The 10,630-nt window shown below is 71.8% G+C and carries 10 protein-coding genes and 1 pseudogene; all 11 read right to left on the bottom strand.

What is annotated here, in order from left to right:
- Positions 1 to 1,376: pseudogene (locus ACLBXX_RS20400) on the bottom strand (hypothetical protein); the annotation flags it as partial.
- A complete protein-coding gene (locus tag ACLBXX_RS20395) occupies positions 1,373 to 1,747 on the bottom strand; it encodes a GPW/gp25 family protein (protein ID WP_447659515.1) in 375 nt (124 codons plus the stop codon). The pseudogene ACLBXX_RS20400 and the gene ACLBXX_RS20395, both read right to left, overlap by 4 nt.
- A complete protein-coding gene (locus ACLBXX_RS20390; protein WP_447659514.1) occupies positions 1,744 to 2,061 on the bottom strand; it encodes a hypothetical protein in 318 nt (105 codons plus the stop codon). The genes ACLBXX_RS20395 and ACLBXX_RS20390 overlap by 4 nt, the downstream gene beginning before the upstream one ends.
- An 8-nt stretch (positions 2,062 to 2,069) precedes the next feature.
- A complete protein-coding gene (locus ACLBXX_RS20385) occupies positions 2,070 to 2,597 on the bottom strand; it encodes a phage baseplate assembly protein V (protein WP_045299955.1) in 528 nt (175 codons plus the stop codon).
- Entirely contained in the window at positions 2,594 to 3,733 is a 1,140-nt protein-coding gene (locus ACLBXX_RS20380) for a hypothetical protein (RefSeq protein ID WP_447659513.1), read from the bottom strand. The genes ACLBXX_RS20385 and ACLBXX_RS20380 overlap by 4 nt, the downstream gene beginning before the upstream one ends.
- Positions 3,726 to 4,103, bottom strand: coding sequence for a hypothetical protein (locus ACLBXX_RS20375; protein ID WP_447659512.1), 378 nt, complete (start codon positions 4,101 to 4,103; stop codon positions 3,726 to 3,728). The genes ACLBXX_RS20380 and ACLBXX_RS20375 overlap by 8 nt, the downstream gene beginning before the upstream one ends.
- Position 4,104: 1 nt before the next feature.
- Positions 4,105 to 4,749 (bottom strand): CIS tube protein, encoded by a 645-nt coding sequence (locus ACLBXX_RS20370; RefSeq protein ID WP_387145618.1) that lies wholly within the window; start codon positions 4,747 to 4,749, stop codon positions 4,105 to 4,107.
- Positions 4,750 to 4,760: 11 nt separating this feature from the next.
- A complete protein-coding gene (locus ACLBXX_RS20365; RefSeq protein ID WP_447659511.1) occupies positions 4,761 to 6,446 on the bottom strand; it encodes an eCIS core domain-containing protein in 1,686 nt (561 codons plus the stop codon).
- Positions 6,443 to 6,943, bottom strand: coding sequence for a hypothetical protein (locus ACLBXX_RS20360; RefSeq protein ID WP_447659510.1), 501 nt, complete (start codon positions 6,941 to 6,943; stop codon positions 6,443 to 6,445). The genes ACLBXX_RS20365 and ACLBXX_RS20360 overlap by 4 nt, the downstream gene beginning before the upstream one ends.
- A complete protein-coding gene (locus ACLBXX_RS20355) occupies positions 6,940 to 10,191 on the bottom strand; it encodes an eCIS core domain-containing protein (RefSeq protein WP_447659509.1) in 3,252 nt (1,083 codons plus the stop codon). Before ACLBXX_RS20355 ends, ACLBXX_RS20360 begins: the two co-directional genes overlap by 4 nt.
- Positions 10,191 to 10,448 (bottom strand): hypothetical protein, encoded by a 258-nt coding sequence (locus ACLBXX_RS20350; RefSeq protein WP_447659508.1) that lies wholly within the window; start codon positions 10,446 to 10,448, stop codon positions 10,191 to 10,193. The genes ACLBXX_RS20355 and ACLBXX_RS20350 overlap by 1 nt, the downstream gene beginning before the upstream one ends.
- Positions 10,449 to 10,630: the final 182 nt, after the last annotated feature.

Here is a 10,630-nt window from a genome sequence, read left to right as displayed (position 1 = left end):
GCGGCGGCGAAGAGCGCCTGCAGTTCGTCCTTCGAGGACTCGCCGGCGACGGTCGCCCCGTGGTCTGCGAGCACGATGTTGCCCCACGCGGCCGCGGTCTCGATCCCGTCCACGGCGAGGCAGAGCGCTGCGGGAAGGGCGTCCTCCTCGTGCCAGCGGATCTCGGTGACGTCCTCCTCGCCGCCGTCGAAGAGGGTGCCGGAGGGGTCCTTCGACGCCCGCACCTCGACCAGTCGTACGGCGAAACGGCGGCCGGGGTCGGCATCCGCCGCGACACGCGTGGAAGGCGAGACGGTCTCGGCGAGCACGAGCACCTCGCCCGCGCGCAGCGTGGGGTGATCGCCGCGAAGAGTCGCCGATGTCGTCCCCGGCTTCAGGGTCTCGTCGAGGCGTCCCCAGGTCCAGAAGCGCAGCTCGGCGAGGTCGTGGTCGAGGAGTGCGCCGTGCACGGTCTGGAACTCGACAGGCTGCGCGTCGATGACCCGCTCGTAGTCACGCGTGTCCTCGTCGAGGCGCTGGTCGTCGACTCCGGGAACGCGGGTGAGCAGCCGCGTGCCCGCCGCGAGGGGGACGTCGACGGCGCCCTCGCCGACGAGGACCCGCGCCCATACCCGGGCGCTCGCACCGTCGTGCACGCGGTAGTCCACGAGGCGCGCGTGGCGGCGCAGCGAGACGCGACTGCGGGCGGTCCCGAGGTAGGCCTCGGTCGCCACGGCGTCCTGCCGGTACGACAGCTCGTCGGCGGCGTAGGCGAGCAGCTCCACGAGCATGACGCCGACGTCGGCCGACGACCTCTCGGTCCATCCCGGGGCGAGCAGGGCCATCCGCTCGAGCATGACCCGGCGGAAGCCCTGATAGTCCTTCGCGAGGTAGTCGATCGGCGGCGGGTGGTGCACGCCCGCCGGGCAGGTGCACGGCTGAAGGCAGTCGAGGTCGCTCGGGCACTCCACCTTGAACGAGAACGGCACTGCGGCGAGCAGCGGGTCGAAGCCCGTCGGGGCGTCGGTGGTTCCGGGCGTGCGCACGCGGAGCGTGTAGAGAGAGAAGTCGCCCCACCGTGCCGTGCGCACGACGAGCAGCGTCGCCGGGACGTCGTACCCATCGATGAGGTCGAGCTCGGCGCCGGTGAGGTCGGTGCCGGCCTTCGCCCACTCCACCGCGATGGGGCGGATGCGCTCACCGCCCTCGAGTGCGATCCACGTGCGGTCGAGACCCGCCGGCACCGGCAGCAGCAGGCGGACGACGAGGGTCCGCTGGCGCAGACCCGCCACCGACTCCTCATGGTCGCGCACCTCGAGGAACTCGATGCCGTTGAGCAGCCCCGCGAGCTTCACCGCCATGAGGCGGCGCTGATCGCCGCACGTGTAGCAGGTCATGGCGACACCCCCGGCGGGGTGCGGAAGGTCTGCACCTCGTGCGATCCGGTCGCCCGCACGACGTACGCGATCGTCGCGACGAGGGCTGCGTCGCGAACTTCGACCTCGACCGACTCGATCGCGATGACGTTCGCAAGCTCGCGCTCGAGCGACGCCTGGATCAGGAACTGGGATGCTGCGGCCGCTTCCGGCCCGCCGGGTGCGAAGACCTGCGCGAGCAGGCCCGCGCCGAATTCGGGTCGCATGACGCGCTCGCCGGGGGACGTGAGCAGCACCTGCTCGATGAGGTCGCGCACGTGCTCGTCGCGCCCGGTGGTCGCCGTGCGCCCGGTGCCGTCGACGGCCCACGGGAAGTCGAGGGTGCCGCTCATGACGCCACCACCCTCGGCTGCACGGCGCCCGGAATCAGCGGTGCGCCGGTCGCGACAGTGAGGGACGATCCGGTGGCGATCGCGACGGGGATGCCGCCCGCCAGCACCCGGACGGCTCCGGCGACCCATTGCCCGCTGACGTCGAACGGCCCCGACGACGTCGAGAGGGAGCATCCTGCGATCGCGTACTGCGTCGCCAGCGTGACGACGGGCGCGCCCGCCACCAGCACCCGCGGGAAGGGTGACACGGCCGTCGCCACCCCGCCGTGCGAGCACAGCACGGATGAGGCCTGAGTGAGCACGGGTCCCGGCATCCTTCCTCCTACGTCACCGTGAGGGCGCCCGCGTTGATGCTGACGGTCGGACCGACCATCGAGATCACGGCGCCCTTGCCGTTGCTGATCGTGATGCCGACGTCGCTGACCGAGATCATCGCGCCGGTCGTGGTCTTGATGAGGATGCCGCCGGTGGGCCCGGGAGTATCGCTGATGGTGATCGAGTTGCTCAGCAGCGTCTGGAAGGTGAGCCCCGACACCCCGGGCGGCACGATCCGCGCGGCTGCCGGCACATCGGCGGGGGAGTAGAACCCGCCGACCCACACCGGGTAGTCGGGATCACCGCCCTCGAACTCCACCCACACGCCCGCCCCGATGGCCGGGACGGTGAAGACGCCGGTCTGGGTGCCGGTGACCGGCAGGCACGGCATGGCCCACGAGCTCGGCGGGATGCCGATCGACGGGACGAGCACCTGGATGCGCCCCATCTGCATCGGATCGATGTTGTTGACGCACGTTCCCCGGTACTTGCCGAAGAGCTTCTTGGTGGCGACGGCGGTCTCTGTGTCGCTCATACGGGCACCTCCGGGACTGTGGACAGAAGGGCGTTGCGGGCGAGGGTGAACGACTGCGTGTAGCTGCCGCGCGCGATCTTGTGGGTGACGCTGCTCACGTAGTACAGCCCGTTGAACGCGTCGCCGGCCCCGCGCACCCCGACGAGCCCGCGCGATCGGAGCACGCGGCCGTAGCGGGCGACATCGAGCTGCCCGGTGCCGGTGACCATGTCGTCGTGCTGCCCCGCGTACGCGATGCCCTTCATGATCGCGGCCGGCGCGCTGAGCTTCGCCGTGCCGGGGAGGAACGTGAGCTTCGGCGGCAGCGGCGGCACGAGCCCCAGCATGGGTCTCAGCGGATTGATGTCGGGGATGGGGATCGGGATCGGCGCCTTGCTCCACGGCTCGTGCACCGTGACGACGGGCAGCTCCTTCGCCTCTTTGTTGAGCGTGAAGTTCAGCGCGGTGACGTTGTCGTGCGGGCCGTCGAGCCCGCCGTCGAGCGCGCGCTGCGGGATGCCGAGACGCACCTCCGGGCCCCAGTACGCCTTGCTCACGCCCGGGACCGGACCGGGGTCGATGTAGAAGACGTAGCCCGCCTCGTGCGCGAGGTTCTTGAGGTACGCGTAGTCGCTGCCCTGGTGGCGGGGGATCTTCTCGGTGGGGATCGGCGGGTCCTCGACGAGCGCCGGGATGACCAGGGGGGCGACGCCGAGCGCCGCGTACTTCGCGAGGACGGCGAGCGCGCGCACCGCGACCGGCATCGCGGGGTAGGGGATGCCGTCGAGCTCGAAGATGTCCATGACGGCGGTGAGGTCCTTGCCCTTGACGTGAAGGGTCGCTGTCGTCCCGTCGGTCTTGAACTCGTGGTCGGTCATCACGCCGTCGGCGAGGACCTCCGTCGTGCCGCCGATCGTCACGGCGAGGACGATGCGGAACAGCGGGATCGAGACGCCGCCCGTGAGGAGGAACAGCGTCGAGAGGGGCGACTTCTTGGGCACGTCGAAGACGAGCTCGAACCCGCTCTGGGTATCGCCCGAGCCGTTCTCGATCGTCACTTCGCGCAGCGCCTCGACGAGCGCCTGCGGCGCCGGCACGGCGATCGCGGGTCCCGCGTACAGGTGCAGCCGAACGGGCTGCGGAGGCAGGTCAGCCATCCGCCGCCCCCCTCATGTCGACAGGTAGCGTGATGCGCACGACGTGCCCCGGAGGGCCGGCCATGCCGGCGGGGTCGATGACGCCGTTGGCGTCCGCGAGGCGCCACCACAGCTCGGGGTCGCCGTAGTGCCGTGCCGCGAGGAGATCGCGCCGGTCGCCCTCGACGCACCGCACCTCGTACAGGGTGCTGAAGCGCTCGGGCGTCGGCACCAGCCGTCGCCGGAGGAACGCGACGGGCACGGGGTCGACGCCGGGCTCCGTCGGCGGCACGTGATGGGCGATGCCGACCTCGGCGTAGCGGCTCGTGGGCGGCAGCGCGTTCTGCGGCACGACGCCGGCGGAGAGCAGCTGCTGGAGCGGATCGACCATGTCAGAGCTCCCTCACGCCCAGCGTGGACAGTGGCGCCGAACCGGCCTTCTTGGCGAGCGCCTCGCGCGAGCGCAGATGCGCCATGAAGAGCTGGCCCCCGCGGTGCTCGAACCCGAGGTCGTCGACGGTGAGCACCCTCATCCCCAACGACACCGTCGCCCGGATCGGGTTGAGCTGGGCGTCGAACGCGTCTTCGGTGATGGAGAGGTCGGTGATGCGCACCGGCACCACGCGGTTCGGTCCCCACACGAAGAGCAGCAGGGGCGTCTCGATGGCGAGCACCTCCAGCGCGCCGCCGCGGGCGATCGAGTCGTTGCCCTGCAGCGCGTCGCTCGTGGGCTGGACGAGCAGCTCGAGCGCGGCGAGCTCGGGATGGATGCCGACCTCGGCGGCGGTGCGGTTCTGATCCGGGTGTTCAAGTCGATCGGTCGCGTCGATCTCGGCCTCGACCTTGATGGTCTCGGCCGCTGCGCCCTTGATGCGCAGTGCCTGGGACTTGTCGCCCCCGGACTCACCCGCCGCCTGCACCTGCATCGTGCGGCTGAGCGAGTCGGGGTTGTACTGCAGGGCGATGGTACGGAGCGTCCGCCCGCTCTTGACGTCGACCTGCACGAGGCCGCCTTTGATGAGCCGGGGTGATGTCATGGGTCGCGTCCTCACTTCGGCAGGTTCTTCTCGAGGAAGTCGGAGGTCGCGGGGCGGAGCGACTTCAGCACGGACGGACTCGTGATGTACAGCGAGTAGGCCTCGGCGAACGCCTCACCCGGGGCGCTTCCGCCGTAGCCGGTGACGGCGGAGCCGTCCTTCGCGACGGCCTGCCCGAACGCAGACTGCTGGAGCTTCGTGGCGGGGGCATCCGTGAAGTTCCCCTTGGACTTGACGACCGAGCCGCCGGTCATGCTCCGCGCCTTGAGCAGACCGGGCTCGGCGTCGGCGGCTGCCTTCTCCTTGGCCCGCACGTCGGCGAGCTCGTCGCCCTGGAGCCCCGAGTAGGTGTAACCGCCCTTGCCATCGGGATAGCGCCGGATCAGATCCTTGATCCCCTCTTCCGCCTTCGCCTGGCCGAGCTCGGCACCACGGATCGTGACCACGTCGAGCGCGTGGCCGATTTCGTGCACGATGGCGCGGACCGCATCGGTGCTCGCGGCGGCGCCCTCGGTGAAGCGGCCCTGGTTGGAGCCGAAGGCGCTCGCGTCCATCGTGATCGTGTGGCTGAGGCGGTCGTACTTCCCACGTTCGTTCGGATTCGACGCATTCACGGTCCCGACCACGAACGCGAGCCCCGACACCTTCGCGAGGTGTGCGGCGGGGATCTGCGCGACGGCCCCGCGCAGCGCCGCGAGCGGGGCGCCGCTGAAGGAATGGCGCAGCTTCGCGGCGGTCATGGTCTGTGCGACGGGGTCGGGCGGCGGTGGCTGGTCCGGGGCTGTGGCAGCCGGGGCCTGAGTTCCGGTAGGCGGTGTGTCCTTGCCGAGCTGTTCGACGATGACGCGCGCGGCCGCGCCGGCGCCCTGCGGCACGTGCCGTGTGAACCGGTACAGGCCGTCGACGCCGCCGTACGGAGAGAGATCGAGGGCGAGGGTGATCGTGGCGTTCTCGCCGAGCACGACCTCGGCGAGGCCGCCGTGCGTCGTCGTGAGCGTCGCCGCGACGTTGCGCAGACCTGGTTGGTCGACGCTCGCTGCGGACGGGTCGACGCTGAGGTCGGTGTTCGGCGGCATCGGCACCGTCGTCTTCGCGACGCTCTTGCCGAACTTGTCGGCCAGCCCCGGAACGGTCACGAACGCCGTCACGACCTTGATGCGCTTGCGATCCGACTCGGGAAGACCATTCAGTGTCGTCGCAGGCGTGACGGGAGCCTTCGGCTGGCGGCGCACGATCGGAGGATCGCCGACCCGGTGCTGCGCGGCGTGCGCGAGCTCGTGCGAGAGCCTCCGCCGGCCCTCCGCGGTGCCACGCTTTTCACGCCCGGGCGCGAACGCGATGCGACGGCCGACCGTGAGCGCCTCCGCACCCGCGCGCTCGGCGGTGTCGGCGGACGCGGCATCCGTGTGCACCCGGACGTCCCGCGCATCGTGGTCCGGTGGCGCAGCCAGCCGCTCGGCGGCGTCGAGGGCGCGCCCGTCGCCGTCGAGCCGCACGTCGAGCTCTGCCGATGCCGACGACCCGCGCGTGGGCACCGCCGCGAACGACCAGCCGGTCAGGGGCAGGGCAGGGGCGACGGATGCCTCGGCGAACTGCTCCGCCATGCGCTCGGCGGGCGCGTCCGCATGCCCGACCGCGTGCACGCCGCGCGGGCGATCGGCGGCGGGAGCACCGGAGGGGACGTGGGCGAGGCTCACGGCGCACCCCCTTCGGCGAGACGCAGTTCGGGCACCGGGACGGGGCGCAGCTGCCGGCGGTAGGCCTCGGGCGTCGTCGGCGCGTATCCGCGCACCGCGAGCAGCACTCCGCTCTTCGGATTGACGCAGACGGCGAGGCCGCGCGCGGCGTAGACGCGCTCGCCGCCGGTGATGGTCAGAGGCCCGAAGACGTGGTCGAGCTCGGCGTCGGGTTCGCCGAGCTCGGGGATGGCGAGGAAGCCTCCCTCGTCGTCTACGGGCATGACGCCCTCGATCAGGATGACGCGACCGTCCCGGACCCACGCGCGCAGGCCGTCGGTGAATCGCCGGGTCGAGAGGGGGACCCACGAGGTCGTCGCGGGGGGATCGCCCAGCAGACCGTCGAACGCCGGCGCGGCGCCGGCCTCGATGCCGAGCGTCTCCGCCGCGTCGACAGGCAGACCGGTCCACCCCGACACGTCGGCGGCGCCGAGGAGCCGTGACAGCGCGTCCGTCATGGCCGCCTCCCGCCCGCTGTGCCGCCGATGCGGTCGACTTTGCCCAGGAAGTAGGCCGTCCACACGTTGTCGGCACCCACGACGTCGACGAGGCGCTGCGCCTCGGTGATCGAGGTGTACGCGCCCGGTGGGGTCACCGTGATCGGGGGCAGGGCCGCCCAGGACTTGCCCTCGACCAGCTCTCGTGTCGGCCGATGCGCAAGGAGCCGACGGCCGCTCTTCGACCAGACGACATCCGTCAGCAGGCTGTCGACGCCCTCCATGAGGGTGTTCCACTCCCGCTCCGACTTCTCCTTCAGCTTCCCGGCGTACCGCCGGTAATCCGCGTGCGCGAGGGTGTGGCCGTACTCGTGGATGAGGGTCTGGAACATGTCCCACCGCGCGCCGCGGTCCTCGTCGACGTCGCCGGTCTGGAACATGTCGACGTAGATCTGCCCGCCGACCTGTGCTCCGCCCCAGTTGCGGTCGATGTAGATGAGCTTGTCGGCGGTGGTCTGGGGATCGTCCTCCCACTTCTCGCTCACCCCGTCGACCACCGCGGCCTGGGCGACGTCCTCCAATGCCTGCGCCTCGTCGTTGCGCTTGTCGCCGATCGTCTCGGGCCGCGCGTCGCACTCGGCGTTGATGGCGTCGAACGCGGCGTCCGAGCGGAAGTAGTAGCGGATCTGCTGCAGGGCCCACGAGACGCGGTCGGCAGGATCGGCGGACTTGACGGCGGTGGTCTGGCGGTGGTGCCAGGAGAACAGCGTCTGTGGTCTGCCGTCGCCGCCGAACGTCAGTTCGGGCTGCGCACCGGAGTTGTAGAAGGTGCCGAAGACGCCGTCGGTCGCGTCCTTCGCCGGCTTCGCCATGCGCTCGATCTCGGAGGGCTTCGATGCGGTGCCTGCGGCGCGGGCGCTCTCGTAGGCCTTCTCGACCTTCACGGCCAGCGCCGCTGCGACCAGCGTGCGGTACTTGCCGCCGGGGGCGAACATCGCCTTGCGCTCGGCCTCCTCCTTCGCCTTCGCCTCGGCTTCCGCCTTCTTGCGAGCGGCCTCCTCCTTCCGCTTCGCCGCTGCCTCCTTGCGGCGCTCGGCGGCCGACTTCTTCGGCTTCGCCGACGCCGTCGTCGGCGCGGCCGTCGGCGGGGTCGCGGGGTCGGGTGGTGTGGTGGGCGGCGTCGGCTTCGGCTTCACCGGGCGAGGCGGGGTGAGCGCTTCGCGCGCGGCCTTCGCCTCGTCGCCGGTGACCGGCGAGGTCGCGGCGATGGCGTCGGCCGCCGAGGCGGGCAGGTCGCGATGAAGCGTGTCGGCGATGAACAGGTCGAGTGAGCGGACTCTGTGACGGAGCTTCCGCTCCTTCTTCGCGAGCCGGCGGCGCTCGGCGGCGTCCGTCGCCGCGACGCGCTCGCGGGTGACGGCCTCGAGCTCGCCCTGCCACCGTGGGCGCGTCGTGCGCAGCACATGGTCCCGCGCCTTGGTGCGATCGGCGGGGGAGAGCCGGGCGACGACCGCGGCGGGGTCGTCGCCGTAGTAGTCCTCCTCGAACCGGGCGTCGAAGCGGGCGCCGTCGAACGCGAAGGACGGCGACCGGGCCGGCAGCTCGGGGCCGACCACTTCGACGGTTCCGCGGGAGAGGGCCGCGCCTCCTCCGGCGAAGCGCCGGGCGACGACATCGTCGAGGCGGTCCTGCTGCGCGCCATGGAGGTTGTCATTCAGAGACGCGTAGCGCTTCGCCGGTTCGCGGAACACCACGAGCAGCTCGTCGGGGGTGGCGAGTTCCACGAGATCGAGGATCGCGTCCTCGTCGTCGTCGAGTGTGGGTCCGTCGATCATCTCGTCGATGAGCAGGCCCATCTGCGTCCCCGTGAGCTCCCACCCGGGGCTCCCGGACTTCCATTTGCGCACGACGGCGCGGGCCTTGTTGTCGGCGTCGTACGAGCCGTCGTGCGACCCCGCCTTCGTGATCGCCTTCACGTATGCCAGCAGCTCGGCGTCGCTCCAGGAGCCCTCGGCGCCGAAGAACACCGCGAGCTTCTCCCAGAAGCTGCGCCGCTGCACGCGAGCCGGTGCCCCGGTGGAGCGCGGTGCGGCGCCCCCGCGCTGCTGCACCACGTGGGCGAGCTCGTGGGCGATGAGGTGCCGACCCGCCGGGCTCGACGGGTCGAAACGGCCCGAGCCGAACACGATGTGCTCACCGACGGTGAACGCCGTGGCGTCGACTCCGGCGGCTGCGCTCGCCGCCTGCGGGTCGTCGTGCAGCCGCACCGACGAGAAGTCGTAGCCGAATCGCGCCTCCATCGAATGCCTGAGGCTCGGATCCAGCGCCCGGCCGCCGCCTCGGGTCGCGGCATCCACTCCCGTCGTGTCGAAGGCCTCGGCAGGCGCCGCCTCGCTCGTGGTCGCCGGGGCGCGCTGCACCTCTTCGCGCTTCTTCTGCTCCTCCGCCTTGACAGCGTCCTCGGGCTTCTTCTGCTGTTCGGTCCCCGGCGTGGCGAGCGGGGGCACGAGGGGGAAGGGGAGACCCGGCACCTGACCGGCCGGGGCGAACTTCTGACGGGCGACGACGGATGCGATCGCGGCGTCGCTGAGCTCCTTGTCCTGCTGAGCCTGCATGCCCTTGATGATCGGGTCGTTCCTGAGTCGTGCGGTGTCGGCGGCGATCGCCGCCGTCTTCTTGTCGGCCGCGCTCTGCCGCTTCCGGCCTCCCTTGGGCAGCTGTTCCGTGTAACCGAGCGTGAGTCCCAGTCCGACGTCGCCGAAACCCACGCCGCGGCCGCCCGGGCGTGGATCGCCCGCAAGCAGCCCCGGGACGCCCTCGGCCCTCACACCGACGCTCAGACCGGGCGGCACGATGTCCTTGACCTTCGGAATCGATCCGAGCGGCAGCGGCACGTCCTTGCCCGAGAGCGCGAGGCCGCTCGCCGCGGCGGCGGACAGCAAGGGGCTGTCCTCGATGACTTCGCGGACCTTCTTGCCGCTGGGCAGCTCGGTCTCGGTCGCAGCCTCCACCGCCTTGCCCGCGCCCTCCTTGTACGCCTCCGCCTGTGGTCGCGGCTTGTCCTCGAGCTTCTTCGGCTGGTCCTCGTCACGATGGACGGATGCCTCGGCCGGCACGTTCGCGAACGACCAGCCCGTCACGCTCCCGCCGCGGGCGACGATGTCGGCGGCCCGGTCGGCCTGACGCTCCGTCGCATCGTGGCGATGCGACACGCGTCGCGGAGGTGCGGCGTCCGTGCCCTTCGCCGGGGGAGCCGGAGTCCTGCTCATCACGACGCCCCCTCCCGGATCCGGTCACGGGCCGTCGCCCACGTGTCGCGCGCCACCTGGGCGGCGAGGCCTTCGCGATCGGTCACCGGCCGCGCGCGGCGCGGTGCGGCGGCCCAGCGCGGCGGGTCGTCGCCACGCCGGTCGGCGGTCGCCAGCTCACTCAGGCGTTCGGCGACGAGCGGGCCGATGCCCTCGGCGAGCTCGGCCGGAACGCCCCGCAGCACGAGGCGCTCGATGTCGATGTCGATGCGCGTCATCTCGCACCGCCTCGCAGCAGCCCGGTCTCGGCGGCGGTGAGTGCGCGCTCGGACTTCGCCGCCTCGCGCGTGGCCGCGAGCAGCAGGTGTTCGGGGCCGATCGCGCCGCCATCGTCGGGGGGGGGGGGGGGCGGCCGGGGGGGGGGGGGGGGGGGGGGCCCCCCCCCGGGGGGGGGGGGGGG

Source organism: Microbacterium sp. C23T, from assembly GCF_053345975.1.
This window is presented reverse-complemented; position numbering and strand designations above follow the sequence as displayed.